Here is a 13,373-nt window from a genome sequence, read left to right on the forward strand (position 1 = left end):
TGTAGCAAAAGCCCTTCTGGAGGCGCCCATGAAATTTATCCACCAGCGCGAGCACCTCAACGAAGACGATATCGTCGTCATCGAATGCTCCCAGGTCTGCAACATCCGCCTGATGAACGACGCCAACTTCCGAAGCTTCAAGAACGGCGGACGTCACACCTATCATGGCGGCGCGTTCGACAAATTCCCGGCCAAGATCACCGCGCCGAGCACCGGCTTCTGGAATATCACCATCGACACCGTCAACCGCCGGCCCATCAGCGTTACCCGCAAGCCGAACCTGACCCACTCGATCAAGATCATCCGCCGGTCCAGCTCGAAACTGCGCTGAACCCCGCCCCAGCCCGCGACCAACAGGTATCACCGTGGCCCAAACGACCAAGTACGTCATCAAATACAAACTCAACGGCGAGCGCCGTTTCGAGTTCGCCCAGCTGGAAAGCGGCACTCAGGAAGAAGCCAAGGCCGCGCTGGAAGCCCTGCATGGCCAGACCGACGACGTCATCAGCGATGTCAGCGTGAGCAAGGCGCTGTAAGTCCCTACTCCTAGAACCTGTGACGAATTCGAGCGCAAGCAGCGGAGTGTGAGCGGCCCGCGCACTTCCCAGAATGGCGGACCTCAGCCTCTACTCCGGGAACCGCCAGCATGTCCGCCCCCTCCCTCGAACAACGCCTCGCCTGCCTGGACTGGGCCTCGATCGAGCAGCAGCTCGACCAGGACGGCAGCGCGGTGATCGACAACCTGCTCAGCGCCGACCAATGTCACGAGCTCGGCAGTCTGTATCCCCACAGCGAGTTGTTTCGTTCGCGGGTGGTCATGGCCAGGCACGGTTTCGGCCGCGGCGAATACCAGTATTTCGCCTACCCCTTGCCGCAACGGGTCGCCGAATTGCGCGGCCAGTTCTATCCGCGCCTGGTGCCGCTGGCCAATCGCTGGAACCAGCTGATGAATATCCCCGTGCAATACCCGCCCCGGCATGAAGATTTTCTCCAGCGCTGCCACGCCGCCGGTCAGCAGCGGCCGACACCCTTGTTGCTGCAATATGGCCCGCAGGATTACAACTGCCTGCACCAGGACTTGTATGGCGACAACATATTCCCCCTGCAGGTCGCGATCCTCCTGTCCCGTCCCGGGATCGATTTCACTGGCGGTGAATTCGTCATCACCGAACAGCGCCCGCGCATGCAGTCGCGGCCGCAGGTCATCGGTCTGAAGCAGGGTGATGCGCTGATCTTCGCCGTGCATCATCGTCCGGTACCCGGCGTGCGCGGCCATTACCGGGTGACGTTGCGCCATGGCATCAGCCGCCTGCACAGCGGTCGCCGCCATACGCTAGGAGTGATCTTCCACGATGCCCAGTAATTTCACCGGCGAGCTGTTCGGCGAACCCGAGCCGCAACAGGCCCCGCGCACCGAACAGGTCGGCCCGCAGTCCTTTGTGCTTCGCGGCTTCGCCCTGCCCTGGGTCGAGCGCCTGCTGCCGGCCCTGCGCGGCGTGCTGCGCGCCGCGCCGTTCCGGCAGATGGTCACGCCGGGCGGTTTCACCATGTCGGTGGGCCTGAGCAGTTGCGGCCAGCTGGGCTGGACCACTGACCGCAGTGGCTACCGTTACACCGCCATCGATCCGCAGAGCGGCCAGCCCTGGCCGGCGATGCCCGAGGTGTTGCGCGAACTGGCCCGGGCCGCCGCGACCCAGGCCGGTTTTGCCGGGTTCGAACCGGACGCCTGCCTGATCAATCACTATGTGCCCGGCGCCCGCATGTCCCTGCACCAGGACAAGGACGAACGCGATTACGATGCACCGATCGTCTCCGTCTCCCTGGGCTTGCCGGCGGTGTTTCAGCTGGGTGGCGAGCGCCGCAGCGACCGCCCGTTGCGGGTGCCGCTGCTGCATGGCGATGTGGTGGTCTGGGGCGGTGTCGACCGTCTGCGTTATCACGGCGTGCTGCCACTCAAGGAAGGCACGCACCCGCTGCTGGGCCCACGGCGCATCAACCTGACCTTTCGCCGGGCCGGTTGATCCCGCGAGAATTCAAGCGCAAGACTCAGAGTGCCAGGCACCCTGCCCTTGGTTAATCTGAGCGACATCCACCACCGAGTAGAGCCCATGACCATGGTCCAGCCCAAGCCCACCACCGCCAGCGATCCACGCTGGCTCGCCGTCCTGGCCCGTGATGCGAGCGCCGATGGCCAGTTCGTCTATGGGGTAAAAACCACCGGGGTCTACTGCCGCCCCAGCAGCCTGTCGCGTCTGCCACGGCCGGAGAACGTCGAATTCTTCGACACCGCGGAGCAAGCCGAAGCCGCCGGTTACCGGCCGAGCAAACGCAGCGCCAGCGACCAGACCCAGGTGGCCGCGCACCATGCCAGCCTGGTGGCCGCCGCGTGCCGGCAGATCGAGTCGGCCGAAGCGCTGCCCAGCCTGAAACAGCTGGCCGAGCAAGCCGGCATGAGCAGCTTCCACTTTCACCGGGTGTTCAAGGCCGCCACCGGGCTGACCCCGAAAGGCTACGCCAGCGCCCACCGTTCGCGGCGGGTGCGGCGCCAACTGGAGCACGGCCACTCGGTGACCGACGCGCTGTACGACGCCGGCTTCAATTCCAACAGCCGCTTCTACGAAACCGCCGACCAGTTGCTCGGCATGAAACCCAGCGACTACCGCGCCGGCGGCCTGAACGCCGATATCCGCTTCGCCGTCGGCCAGTGCTCCCTGGGCGCGATCCTGGTCGCCCAGAGCAACCGCGGGGTCTGCGCGATCCTGCTGGGCGACGACCCCAATGCCCTGGTGCAAGACCTGCAGGACAAATTCCCGCGGGCCAACCTGATCGGCGCCGACCAGGGTTTCGAGCAACTGGTGGCCAAGGTGGTGGGGTTTATCGAAGCACCGGCGCTTGGCCTGGACCTGCCGCTGGACCTGCAAGGCACGGCGTTCCAGGAGCGGGTGTGGCTGGCTCTCAAGGAGATTCCGCCGGGCAGCACCGCCAGCTACGCCGAGATCGCCCAGCGCATCGGCGCGCCGAAGTCCTTTCGCGCCGTGGCCCAGGCCTGTGGGGCCAACAGCCTGGCGGTGGCGATCCCTTGCCACCGGGTGGTGCGCAGCGACGGTAACTTGTCCGGCTACCGCTGGGGCGTGGAGCGCAAGCGTCAGTTGCTCGAACGCGAGAACTCGTCCGAGGCCTGAATGCCGATGTACACCGACACCGATTCCGGCCCGGTGTACACCTCGAAGTCCGTGGCGAAGCGCCGGCGGACCTGCGGGTTGTCCTCGAAGTAAGCCCAGACCAGGCCCCAGGTCTGGATCACCACGTCCGGCATCGGCCCCTTGGCGGAGAACGCCAGGTACTCGCCGCCCTGCACCTGCACCAACGGATAACCGGCGTTGCCTTCGCCCACCGCTACGCCGGCGGTGACATCGAAGTGCCCCGAGGCATCGGACTCGTAGTTGGAGTACACACCGTAGATGAACGAATCCGACTGCCGGTGACCGATGCTGTCGAACAAGCCTTCGACAAAAAACCGCTCCCACATCGGCCCGATCCGCGCGCTGTCCGCTTGTTGCTCGTCGGCATTGCAGGTGCGTACCTGCAAGCCCGAGACACAGAACGGCTGAACCTCTCGCAGTTTGACATCCATGCTGGGTACTCCTGTCTGGCGTTTATCTGGGTGATCGGCGCGCACGGTATCAGCGATTCACATCCACCACCACGCGCCCGCGCAGCTCGCCGGCCAACAGGCGCGACGCGGCGGCGATGGCTTCGCTGAGGCCGATCTCATGGCTGATCAACGGCAGCAGGGTCGGGTCCAGATCGCGGGTCAGGCGCTGCCAGGCCTCGATCCGTCGGGCCTTGGGCTGGGTCACGCTGTTGATCCCGGCCAGGGTCACGCCCCGCAGGATGAAGGGCGCCACCGACGCCGGGAAGTCCATGCCCTGGGCCAGCCCGCAGGCGGCCACGGTGCCGTTGGCCTTGGTGCTGGCGCAGGCATTGGCCAGGGTATGGCTGCCCACCGAGTCGATCACCGCCGCCCAACGCTCCTTGGCCAACGGCTTGCCCGGCGCGGACAGGCTGGCGCGGTCGATGACCTCGCTGGCGCCCAGGCGCTTGAGGTAGTCCTGCTCGGCAATGCGCCCGGTGGACGCCACCACCCGATAACCCAGCCGGGCCAACAGGGCTATGGCAAAGCTGCCGACCCCGCCATTGGCCCCGGTGACCAGCACCTCGCCCTGGTCCGGGGTCAGGCCATGGCGCTCCAGCGCCAGGATACTGAGCATCGCCGTGTACCCGGCGGTGCCGATGGCCATGGCCTCGGCCGCGCTGAACGCCTGGGGCAAGGGAATCAGCCAGTCGCCGTCCAGCCGTGCCTTCTGCGCCAGGCCGCCCCAATGTCCTTCGCCCACGCCCCAACCGTTGAGCAGCACCGAGTCGCCGGGCTGATAGTCCGGGTGGCTGCTGGACTCGACAATGCCTGCCAGATCGATCCCCGGCACCATGGGAAACTTGCGCACCACCGGGCTGCTGCCAGTGATGGCCAGGCCGTCCTTGAAGTTCAGGGTGCTGTAGGCCACCCGCACCGTCACATTGCCCTCGGGCAACTGATCTTCGTCAATCTCACGCAGCGCCGCGCGATAACCGGCGTCGTCTTTCTCGATCAAGATCCCCTTGAACATCACTGCCTCCCACCAGGCCCATGGCCGGGCCGTGAACTTGAGTTTCAGGTTACAAAGTCGCCACCTTCCCAGCCCGGGCGCAAAAAATCCACGCTCTTTTCGTCGTAGGACGCTCGCGCCCTGTCCTGTCTGTAGGAGCGAGGCTTGCCCGCGATAGCGTTATCGCTGGCAACCCGGGTAGCGGCCAAAGTCGACTGGCCTTGATCGCCTGTCACCTGATACAAACCCCGGGTTGCCGTCCTTCTTTTTTTGACGTCGGAGAATCATTCAACATGAGCCAATGGCCTGACACCCGTATTCTCGACCTGCTGGGCATCGAGCTGCCGATCATCCAGGCGCCGATGGCCGGCGCGACCACTACCGCCATGGTGATCGCCGCCGCCCAGGCGGGAGGCCTGGGTTCCCTGCCCTGCGCCATGCTGACGGCCGAGCAGATCCGCCAGGATGTCCAGAGCATCCGCCAGGCGACCCGCGCGCCGCTGAACCTGAATTTCTTCTGCCACCAGAACCCGACACCCGACCCGGAACGGGAAACCCGCTGGAAAAATACCCTGGAACCCTACTACCGCGAGCTCGGCGTCGATTTCGATGCGCCGACCCCGGTCAGCAGCCGCGCGCCCTTCGACACCGTCAGTTGCGAACTGGTGGAAGAACTGCGCCCAGAAATCGTCAGCTTCCACTTCGGCCTGCCGGAGCCGGCCCTGCTCGCGCGGGTCAAGGCCACCGGGGCGAAAATCCTGTCGTCGGCCAGCACTGTCGATGAAGCCGTCTGGCTGGAACAGCACGGCTGCGATGCGATCATCGCCATGGGCTACGAGGCCGGCGGCCATCGGGCGATCTTCCTCAGTGAAGACCTCAACAGTCAGGTCGGCACCATGGCCCTGGTGCCGCAGATCGTCGATGCGGTGCGGGTGCCGGTGATCGCCGCCGGCGGGATCGGCGACGCCCGCGGCATAGTCGCGGCCTTCGCCCTCGGCGCTTCGGCGGTGCAACTGGGCACCGCCTACCTGTTCACCCCGGAAGCCAAGGTCAGCGCCGCCCACCACAAGGCCCTGCGTACCGCCAAGGAGAGCGAAACCGCCCTGACCAATCTGTTCACCGGGCGCCCGGCGCGGGGCATTCTCAACCGGGTGATGCGCGACATCGGCCCGCTCAGCCCCCTGGCGCCGGCCTTCCCCCTCGCCGGTGGCGCGCTGATGCCGCTGCGCGCCAAGGACGACGCCGACTTCGCCAGCCTCTGGTCCGGCCAGGCATTGCGCCTCGGGGTCGAACTGCCGACCGCGGAACTGACCCGCACCCTGGCCGCCCAGGCCCTGGCCAAGCTGACCGGCCGCTAAACCCGGCACGCCGCGACTGCGGTCGCGGCGTTTTGCGCAAAACCTCCATTTACCCTCAAGGCCGCGCGACCTTTGCAGTTCCGTTCGCTGGCGATTCGCTATATATTTCCGTATACAGCGTTTCACCCACCCCCGGTGCCGTCCATTTCCAATACCGCCAACCGCCCAACGTCCCTTCGCCAATGGAGCTGTTCATGAACCGTCGTCTCTCAGGTTTTGCCCCGACCTGCCTTGCCGCCTTGCTCGCCGCCTGCGCTTTGGGCCCGGCCCAGGCCGCTGAAGTGCAGGTGGCGGTCGCCGCCAACTTCACCGCGCCGATCCAGGCCATCGCCGCCGACTTCGAGAAAGACACCGGGCACAAGCTGGTGGCCGCCTATGGCGCTACCGGGCAGTTCTATACCCAGATCAAGAACGGTGCGCCGTTCGAAGTGTTCCTCGCCGCCGACGACAGCACCCCGGAAAAACTCGACAGCGAAGGCGCCACCGTCAAAGGCTCGCGCTTCACCTACGCCATCGGCACCCTGGCGCTGTGGTCGGCCAAGGCTGGCTACGTCGACAGCCAGGGCCAGGTGCTCAAGGCCAACCAGTACCAGCACCTGTCCATCGCCAACCCGAAAGCCGCGCCTTACGGCCTGGCCGCCACCCAGGTATTGGCCAGGCTGGGCCTGAGCGAGCAGATCAAGGGCAAGCTCGTCGAAGGCCAGAACATCACCCAGGCCTATCAGTTCGTCTCCACCGGCAACGCCGAACTGGGCTTTGTCGCCTTGTCGCAGATCTACAAAGACGGCAAAGTCAGCAGCGGCTCGGCCTGGATAGTCCCGGCCGAGATGCACGACCCGATCAAACAAGACGCGGTGATCCTCGACAAGGGCAAGGACAACCCAGCGGCCAAGGCCCTGGTTGACTACCTCAAGGGACCGAAAGCCGCTGCCATCATCCAGTCCTACGGTTACCAACGCTAAATGCCGCTATCGAGTGCCGACTTTTCCGCCATCTGGCTGACCCTGCAACTGGCGTCGCTGACGACCCTGATCCTGCTGATCGTCGGTACGCCGATTGCGTTATGGCTGTCGCGCACGCGCTCGTGGCTGCGGGGGCCGATCGGCGCCATCGTCGCCCTGCCCCTGGTCCTGCCGCCGACGGTGATCGGCTTTTACCTGCTGCTCGCCCTCGGCCCCAACGGCTCCATCGGCCAGCTCACCCAGGCCCTCGGCCTGGGCACCCTGACCTTCAGTTTCAGCGGCCTGGTGATCGGCTCGGTGATCTATTCCATGCCCTTTGTCGTGCAGCCGCTGCAGAACGCCTTTACCGCGATCGGCAGCCGTCCGCTGGAAGTGGCGGCGACCTTGCGCGCCAATCCCTGGGACACCTTCTTCAGCGTGATCCTGCCGCTGGCCAGGCCCGGCTTCATCACCGCGGCCATTCTCGGGTTCGCCCACACCGTCGGCGAGTTCGGCGTGGTGCTGATGATCGGCGGCAATATTCCCGAGAAGACCCGGGTGGTCTCGGTGCAGATCTACGACCACGTCGAAGCCCTGGAATACGCCCAGGCCCACTGGCTGGCCGGTGCCATGCTGGTGTTCTCGTTCCTGGTGTTGCTGGCGCTGTACTCCAGCCGCAAACCCCGCGCTGGCTGGAGTTGAATCGTGAGTGCATCGATCCATGTGCGCCTCAAGCGCACCTATAAAGATTTCAGCCTCGACCTCGACCTGCAGCTGCCAGGCCGTGGCGTCACCGCGCTGTACGGGCACTCCGGCTCCGGCAAGACCACCTGCCTGCGTTGCATCGCCGGCCTGGAACAGGCCGAACAGGGCCTGGTGCGGATCAACGACGAAGTCTGGCAGGACAGCCAGCGCCAACTGTTCGTGGCGCCGCACAAACGCTCCCTGGGTTATGTGTTCCAGGAAGCCAGCCTGTTCGCCCACCTGTCGGTGCAGGCCAACCTGGAGTTCGGCCTCAAACGCATCCCACGCGCGCAGCGTCGTGTGGACATGGCCCAGGCCAGCGAGTTGCTGGGCATCGGCCACCTGCTGCGGCGCCACCCGCACAACCTGTCCGGCGGCGAACGCCAGCGTGTCGGCATTGCCCGCGCGCTGCTCACCAGCCCGCGGCTGCTGCTGATGGACGAACCCTTGGCGGCCCTCGACAGCAAACGCAAAGGCGAGATCCTGCCGTACCTCGAACGCCTGCATGACGAGCTGGAAATCCCGGTGCTGTACGTCAGTCACTCGCAGGATGAAGTGGCGCGCCTGGCCGACCATATCGTCCTGCTGGAGAACGGCCGCGCCCTGGCCAGCGGGCCGATCGGCGAAACCCTGGCCCGTCTCGACCTACCCTTGGCCCTGGGCGACGACGCCGGGGTAGTGATCGAAGGCCAGGTCAGCCACTACGACGCCGGTTACCAGTTGCTCGCCCTGCAACTGCCCGGCAGCCAGCTGCGGGTGCGGGTCGCCCATGCGCCGATGGTCATCGGCAAGCACTTGCGCTTCAAGGTCCAGGCGCGGGACGTCAGCCTCAGCCTGCAAGCGGGCGAGCACAGCAGCATCCTCAACCGCCTGCCGGTGACGGTCAGCGGCGAAATCCCCGCCGACAACACCGCGCATGTCCTGGTGCGCCTGGATGTCGCCGGCAACCCGCTGCTGGCACGGATCACCCGCTATTCCCGCGACCAGCTGGAGCTGCACCCGGGCCAGCAACTCTGGGCCCAGATCAAGGCGGTGGCCGTGCTCGCCTGAGTCCCCGGCAAATGGGTTGGCACCCCTGTGCCGCGCCGCGGTCAATCGCCAGACAGGCCTTATCGATTGATTGCCAAGGATTCCGCCATGCCCGACAGCCCACTGCACCAAGACCTGCCAACGGACCTGCATTACGTCGACGACACGCAGCCGGGGATCAGCCGCAAGAAAGTGCGCGGCACGTTCGTCTATTTCGACCCGCAAGGCCAGCGTATCCGGGCGCCCGACGAGATCCAGCGGATCAACGCCCTGGCCGTGCCGCCGGCCTATACCCAGGTGTGGATCTGCGCCGACCCGCGCGGTCACCTGCAAGCCACCGGCCGCGACGCTCGCGGGCGCAAGCAGTACCGTTACCACCCGCGCTGGCGGGAAGTGCGCGACGCCGACAAGTACTCGCGCCTGCTGGAATTCGGCAGCGCCCTGCCGCGCCTGCGCCAGCGACTGGAAGCCCTGCTGGCCACGCCCGGCTTCAGCCGCGACAAGGTCATGGCCACGGTCATCAGCCTGCTCGACGCCACGCTGATTCGTGTCGGCAACAGCCAGTACGCCCGCGACAACCGCTCCTACGGCCTGACCACCCTGCGCAACCGGCACGTGGCAATCAAAGGCAGCTCGATCCTCTTCCAGTTCCGCGGCAAGAGCGGCATCGAACACCAGATCAGCGTCAAGGACCCGCGCCTGGCGCGGATCCTCAAGCGCTGCCTGGAGCTGCCCGGACAGAACCTGTTCCAGTACCTCGACGAGAACGGCGAGCGCCACAGTGTCAGCTCCTCCGACGTCAACGCCTACCTGCAGGAGCTGACCGGTGCCGATTTCACGGCCAAGGACTACCGCACCTGGGCCGGCAGCACCCTGGCCCTGGCGGTGCTGCGCGAGCTGCGCTGGGAACCCGAAGCCGATGCGAAAAAGCACATCGTCGAGATGGTCAAGGACGTCGCCCGGCAACTGGGCAATACCCCCGCCGTGTGCCGCAAGTGCTACATCCATCCAGCGCTGCTCGAGGGCTTTGTGCAGGGGCACCTGGCCGCCCTGCCGAGACCGCGCAAACGCAAAGGGCTGCGGGCCGAGGAAGTCGGCCTGAGGATGTTTCTCGAGCGCCTGACGCAGCAGGCCTGAGGCTTTTCGCAATAGCCGCCCGGGTACCGCCGGGTTGTCATCCGGGACGCTGGCGCGTTAGGCTAGCCGCCCTTCCCCGTCACCGGACGATTGCCGACGTGAACAACTAAGCCTTCCAGAAATGTATTCGCGACAAGCCGCCTTGCAGCGCTTGTTGGCCTTTTTCGACATTTTCCGGAGGTGCTGATGACTCACGTCACACGGCTGCCTGCGCTGGTCTCCCTGAACCAGCTGACCTTCCAGTTCGCCCATGGCGAAACCCTGTTCGATTCGCTCGACCTGACATTCGATGCCTTGCCCACCGGCATAGTCGGGCGCAATGGCACCGGCAAGAGCGTGCTCGCGCGCCTGATCGCCGGCAAACTTTCACCGTCCTCGGGCAGCATCACGCGCTTCGCCCGCGTGGCCTATGTTGCCCAGGAGCATCTGGCGCAGGAGGGCCAGAGCGTCGCCCAGGTCGCCGGTATCGCTGAGGCCCTGGCCGCCCTCGGGCGCCTCGCCGCGGGCCAGGCCTCGATGGCCGACCTGGCGCAAGTAGATGAGCGCTGGGACCTTGGCGAACGCCTGTGCCGCCTGCTGGACGAGGCCGGTCTCGACAGGATCGGCCCCAACGATCCGGCCGCCAGTCTCAGCGGTGGGCAACGCGCGCGTATCGCGGTGATCGGCGCCCTGCTCAGCGATGCCCAGCTGCTGATACTCGACGAACCGAGCAACCACCTCGACGAGCCCGGTCGCCAGTGGCTGCTGACGCAGCTTCAACAGTGGCGCGGCGGACTGCTGCTGATCAGCCATGACCGCCAGTTGCTGGCGCAGATGCAGCGCATCATCGAACTCACGCCCCAGGGCACGCGAATCTACGGCGGCAACTACGCGGCGTTCCGCGCCCAGCGCGAAGCCGAGCACGGCGCTGCGCGGGACGCCCTGGAACACGCCCGAACCGAACGCAGTCGCGAACAAAAGCGCCTGCAGCGCGAGCACGACACTATCCAGCGCCACGCCGCCGGCGCCCGACGTTATGCCGACACTGCCAACATCGCCAGCTTTGAACGGATGAAGATAAAGGGCGCCGCCCGGGACATCATGGGCCATGTACGCAACCGCCAGCAGGGCCACAAAGACAGTCTCGATCAGCAGGTCCGCGACGCCTACGCGCGGCTGGTGCCGCAGGCGCCAACCCTGGTGACGCTGCCCGGCACCGCGGTGCCCCAGGGACAACAGGTGTTCTGCCTGACCCGAGCACAACTGCCCTGGCTGCCGCCCGAGGCCGCTGCCAGCTACCTCGACCTGACCGTCACCGGGCCCATGCGCATCGCAGTCAGCGGGCCCAACGGCTGCGGAAAATCCACCCTGCTGAAGATGCTGGCCGGCGAGATCCAGCCCTTGCGCGGCCAATGCGAAGTGCGGGTGGCCAGCGCCTGCCTTGACCAGGGCCTGTCGCTGCTCGATCCCGAGCGCTCGATCCTCGACCACCTGGGAGCCCTCGACCGGCCACTGCAGGAAGGCCTGCTGCGCAGCCGCCTGGCCTTGCTGCAACTCGACGCCCAGCGCGTGACCCAGCCCTGTGGCCGGCTCAGCGGCGGCGAACGGCTCAAAGCCGCGCTGGCGATTGCCCTGTGGCGCGACACACCGGCCAAGCTGTTGCTCCTGGACGAGCCGACCAACCACCTGGACCTGGAATCGGTGGAAGCCTTCGAAAGCGCCCTGCGCGATTTCCCCGGCGCGATGCTGGTGGTGTCCCACGACCGCGAGTTCCTCGCCGCCATGGCGCCCAGCCACTGGCTGCAATGGACGCCAGCCGGCTGGAGACTGGACGAGGAAAACCAATGAACAGGCTTTTGCACGAATTTCAAAGTTGCTTCTATAGTTGCTCTGAGCAGCTATCAACCAGGGAAGCGCCATGGAAGACATTTTTGTCGTAAAGCGCTGCAACAAGATCATCATCCAGGGTCGACGCGCCGGGGAAGCCGCCCACGGCGCGCCGATCGCCGCCCACTGGTACCGCATCGCCGACACCCGCACCGATGGTTTCATCGGCGATGGCTACGACCTGCAAGAGGACGCCGTGCGCGAGTGCCGCCGGCTCAATGCCGCCAGCCGCCGCGCCTGAAACCATGGACAACCGGGGGCTGCGGCCACTCGCCGGCAATGATGAAATTTCTTTCACTGTGAACCTGCCAAGGCTTCGCTAAAGTGGCTCACGCTTATTGAAGACTCCCGACTGGCCCACCGCTCCCCTGGTGGGTCTTTTTTATGGGCGATCAACAAGGGCCGGGCGGCGGCCTGGCAGAGCATGCCAGGCATAAAAAAGCCCCGCACACGGGCGGGGCTGTGCGATGCGGGTAGCCGTCGCTTACTTGAGCCTGACAGCGGTGCCGGTGACAAACACCACCACCATGCCGCCACGGCCGCTGGGCATGCTGATCTCGTAGTCCAGGCCGAGCACCGCATCCGCGCGCAGATCGCGGGCGCGCTCCTTGATCTCGTCGGTCGCCTGCACCCGGGCTTCTTTCAGCGCCCGCTCCAGGGTCTGGGAACGCCCACCGAAAAAGTCGCGCATCCCGGCGAAGACATCCCGCACGACGTTGATCCCCTGCACGGACTCGGCGCTTACGATATCCAGGTACTCGGCGATCTCTCGCCCCGCGATCGCGTGGGTGGTAGTGATAATCACGGCATTCTCCTTTGACCGGCGCGACCCTGCCCTGAACCCGGGCGGGGTCGCAAAAAAACGCGATGGTAACAGACCCTCCGCGGGGGGCGATGGGGAGCATGCCGGGCGCGGTTGCCGCAGCGGCCTGCAAGGCGATGCCAAGGGCGAGCCTGTCCGTGATTAAATCCGCCAGCGGATAACCGCCGATCCTTTCCCACCTGGAGTATTCACATGGATGTCATTCAGTCGCGAGCCCCCGAACAATGCGCAGGCATGGAGGATATCCGCCGCGAGATCGATCGCCTCGACCAGGCTGTCATCAAGCTGCTGGGCGAACGTTTCCGGTACGTCTTGGCCGCGTCGAAATTCAAGACCTCGGAAACTGCCGTGCGCGCGCCCGAGCGCTTTCGCGCCATGCTCCTGCAACGCCGGGAATGGGCCCAGGCCGAGGGCCTGAGCGCCGACGCCATCGAAAAGCTCTACAGCGACCTGGTGCAACACTTCATCGCAGAGGAGCTCAAGGGCTGGAAATCCGCCCAGGCCCAGTCGCCGGCCTGAGGGCAAAAGAAAACCCGACAGCCAGGGAACAAGCCAGGCTGCCGGGCAGGGTCGTGGATGGGGTTATCGGGTATTGGCCCCTCGCGCAGCCTTCTTGGCCTTCGCCTTGTAGGCCGGCAAGGCTGCCGCGTAGGCCAGGGCCTCCTCCCGGGTGCCAAAGGAGCCAAGACGGTCGCCCTTGGTGCAGACCCGCCAGGGGCCGCTGTTGACGCTGACCACGTCATAGCCGTTCATGTGCATCTTGTTCAGCATTGGAACGCTCATAATCGCCTCCCTTTCGGTAGAGATCGGCCGAGGTTGTCGCGAACAC

17 protein-coding genes are annotated in these 13,373 nt (G+C 65.8%); 13 read left to right on the forward strand and 4 right to left on the reverse strand.

All coding sequences use genetic code 11. From position 1 onward, the window contains the following. The first annotated feature begins 28 nt into the window (after positions 1-28). The 5 genes from CXQ81_RS19240 (at position 29) to ada (ending at position 3,182) form a co-directional block, all read left to right on the forward strand. Positions 29-331: a DUF1883 domain-containing protein gene (locus CXQ81_RS19240; RefSeq protein WP_007921735.1), complete on the forward strand. Its 303-nt coding sequence runs from the start codon at positions 29-31 to the stop codon at positions 329-331. A 34-nt stretch (positions 332-365) separates the two neighbouring features. Continuing rightward, positions 366-536: a hypothetical protein gene (locus CXQ81_RS31245; protein ID WP_007921734.1), complete on the forward strand. Its 171-nt coding sequence runs from the start codon at positions 366-368 to the stop codon at positions 534-536. Between the two features lie 110 nt (positions 537-646). Further along, positions 647-1,363: a 2OG-Fe(II) oxygenase gene (locus tag CXQ81_RS19245; RefSeq protein ID WP_101338211.1), complete on the forward strand. Its 717-nt coding sequence runs from the start codon at positions 647-649 to the stop codon at positions 1,361-1,363. Further along, complete coding sequence (gene alkB, locus CXQ81_RS19250; RefSeq protein WP_101338212.1) at positions 1,353-2,021, forward strand: DNA oxidative demethylase AlkB; 669 nt, start codon at positions 1,353-1,355, stop codon at positions 2,019-2,021. The genes CXQ81_RS19245 and alkB overlap by 11 nt, the downstream gene beginning before the upstream one ends. Before the next feature lie 87 nt (positions 2,022-2,108). Then, the gene (ada, locus tag CXQ81_RS19255) at positions 2,109-3,182 is read left to right on the forward strand and encodes a bifunctional DNA-binding transcriptional regulator/O6-methylguanine-DNA methyltransferase Ada (RefSeq protein WP_101338213.1); all 1,074 of its coding nucleotides are present in this window, start codon (positions 2,109-2,111) and stop codon (positions 3,180-3,182) included. Here ada and CXQ81_RS19260 read toward each other — a convergent pair. Next, positions 3,146-3,634, reverse strand: a complete 489-nt coding sequence (locus tag CXQ81_RS19260; RefSeq protein WP_101338214.1) for a GyrI-like domain-containing protein — start codon at positions 3,632-3,634, stop codon at positions 3,146-3,148. The genes ada and CXQ81_RS19260 overlap by 37 nt on opposite strands. Before the next feature lie 49 nt (positions 3,635-3,683). Further along, a complete protein-coding gene (locus tag CXQ81_RS19265) occupies positions 3,684-4,667 on the reverse strand; it encodes an MDR family oxidoreductase (protein WP_101338215.1) in 984 nt (327 codons plus the stop codon). 272 nt (positions 4,668-4,939) lie between these two features. On the opposite strand from CXQ81_RS19265, the gene CXQ81_RS19270 reads away from it, so the two are divergent. The 7 genes from CXQ81_RS19270 to CXQ81_RS19300 all read left to right on the forward strand — a co-directional run bounded on the left by CXQ81_RS19270 (position 4,940) and on the right by CXQ81_RS19300 (position 11,962). Beyond that, the gene (locus CXQ81_RS19270; RefSeq protein ID WP_101338216.1) at positions 4,940-6,004 is read left to right on the forward strand and encodes a nitronate monooxygenase family protein; all 1,065 of its coding nucleotides are present in this window, start codon (positions 4,940-4,942) and stop codon (positions 6,002-6,004) included. 194 nt (positions 6,005-6,198) lie between these two features. Beyond that, positions 6,199-6,966, forward strand: coding sequence for a molybdate ABC transporter substrate-binding protein (gene modA, locus CXQ81_RS19275; RefSeq protein WP_101338217.1), 768 nt, complete (start codon positions 6,199-6,201; stop codon positions 6,964-6,966). Then, entirely contained in the window at positions 6,967-7,647 is a 681-nt protein-coding gene (gene modB / locus CXQ81_RS19280) for a molybdate ABC transporter permease subunit (RefSeq protein ID WP_101338218.1), read from the forward strand. 3 nt (positions 7,648-7,650) lie between these two features. Beyond that, the gene (modC, locus tag CXQ81_RS19285) at positions 7,651-8,739 is read left to right on the forward strand and encodes a molybdenum ABC transporter ATP-binding protein (RefSeq protein WP_101338219.1); all 1,089 of its coding nucleotides are present in this window, start codon (positions 7,651-7,653) and stop codon (positions 8,737-8,739) included. A gap of 87 nt (positions 8,740-8,826) precedes the next feature. Then, complete coding sequence (locus CXQ81_RS19290) at positions 8,827-9,855, forward strand: DNA topoisomerase IB (protein ID WP_101338220.1); 1,029 nt, start codon at positions 8,827-8,829, stop codon at positions 9,853-9,855. A gap of 186 nt (positions 9,856-10,041) precedes the next feature. Then, the gene (locus tag CXQ81_RS19295; protein WP_101338221.1) at positions 10,042-11,682 is read left to right on the forward strand and encodes an ABC-F family ATP-binding cassette domain-containing protein; all 1,641 of its coding nucleotides are present in this window, start codon (positions 10,042-10,044) and stop codon (positions 11,680-11,682) included. Positions 11,683-11,752: 70 nt separating this feature from the next. Further along, positions 11,753-11,962 (forward strand): hypothetical protein, encoded by a 210-nt coding sequence (locus CXQ81_RS19300; RefSeq protein WP_007921709.1) that lies wholly within the window; start codon positions 11,753-11,755, stop codon positions 11,960-11,962. Between the two features lie 243 nt (positions 11,963-12,205). Here the strand turns inward: CXQ81_RS19300 and CXQ81_RS19305 are convergent, their stop codons facing one another. Continuing rightward, positions 12,206-12,526: a YbjQ family protein gene (locus tag CXQ81_RS19305; RefSeq protein ID WP_007921708.1), complete on the reverse strand. Its 321-nt coding sequence runs from the start codon at positions 12,524-12,526 to the stop codon at positions 12,206-12,208. 210 nt (positions 12,527-12,736) lie between these two features. Between CXQ81_RS19305 and CXQ81_RS19310 the strand changes: the two genes are divergently transcribed. After that, on the forward strand, positions 12,737-13,063 hold the full coding sequence (locus tag CXQ81_RS19310) for an isochorismate lyase (RefSeq protein ID WP_007921706.1): 327 nt from the start codon (positions 12,737-12,739) through the stop codon (positions 13,061-13,063). A 63-nt stretch (positions 13,064-13,126) separates the two neighbouring features. Here the strand turns inward: CXQ81_RS19310 and CXQ81_RS19315 are convergent, their stop codons facing one another. Continuing rightward, positions 13,127-13,327 carry a hypothetical protein gene (locus CXQ81_RS19315; RefSeq protein ID WP_007921704.1) on the reverse strand — a complete coding sequence of 67 codons (201 nt, stop codon included), beginning with the start codon at positions 13,325-13,327 and terminating at the stop codon, positions 13,127-13,129. Positions 13,328-13,373: the final 46 nt, after the last annotated feature.

Source organism: Pseudomonas sp. 09C 129 (assembly GCF_002843625.1).
Taxonomy (GTDB): Bacteria; Pseudomonadota; Gammaproteobacteria; order Pseudomonadales; family Pseudomonadaceae; genus Aquipseudomonas; species Aquipseudomonas chlororaphis.

Coding starts and splice junctions, on each gene's coding strand:
- CXQ81_RS19315 (WP_007921704.1), bottom strand. CDS start 13,327: ATGAGCGTTCCAATGCTGAACAAGATGCACATGAACGGCTATGACGTG.
- modB (WP_101338218.1), top strand. CDS start 6,967: ATGCCGCTATCGAGTGCCGACTTTTCCGCCATCTGGCTGACCCTGCAA.
- CXQ81_RS19245 (WP_101338211.1), top strand. CDS start 647: ATGTCCGCCCCCTCCCTCGAACAACGCCTCGCCTGCCTGGACTGGGCC.
- modA (WP_101338217.1), top strand. CDS start 6,199: ATGAACCGTCGTCTCTCAGGTTTTGCCCCGACCTGCCTTGCCGCCTTG.
- CXQ81_RS19240 (WP_007921735.1), top strand. CDS start 29: ATGAAATTTATCCACCAGCGCGAGCACCTCAACGAAGACGATATCGTC.
- alkB (WP_101338212.1), top strand. CDS start 1,353: ATGCCCAGTAATTTCACCGGCGAGCTGTTCGGCGAACCCGAGCCGCAA.
- CXQ81_RS19310 (WP_007921706.1), top strand. CDS start 12,737: ATGGATGTCATTCAGTCGCGAGCCCCCGAACAATGCGCAGGCATGGAG.
- CXQ81_RS19295 (WP_101338221.1), top strand. CDS start 10,042: ATGACTCACGTCACACGGCTGCCTGCGCTGGTCTCCCTGAACCAGCTG.
- CXQ81_RS19300 (WP_007921709.1), top strand. CDS start 11,753: ATGGAAGACATTTTTGTCGTAAAGCGCTGCAACAAGATCATCATCCAG.
- CXQ81_RS19265 (WP_101338215.1), bottom strand. CDS start 4,667: ATGTTCAAGGGGATCTTGATCGAGAAAGACGACGCCGGTTATCGCGCG.
- CXQ81_RS19260 (WP_101338214.1), bottom strand. CDS start 3,634: ATGGATGTCAAACTGCGAGAGGTTCAGCCGTTCTGTGTCTCGGGCTTG.
- CXQ81_RS19290 (WP_101338220.1), top strand. CDS start 8,827: ATGCCCGACAGCCCACTGCACCAAGACCTGCCAACGGACCTGCATTAC.
- CXQ81_RS19270 (WP_101338216.1), top strand. CDS start 4,940: ATGAGCCAATGGCCTGACACCCGTATTCTCGACCTGCTGGGCATCGAG.
- ada (WP_101338213.1), top strand. CDS start 2,109: ATGACCATGGTCCAGCCCAAGCCCACCACCGCCAGCGATCCACGCTGG.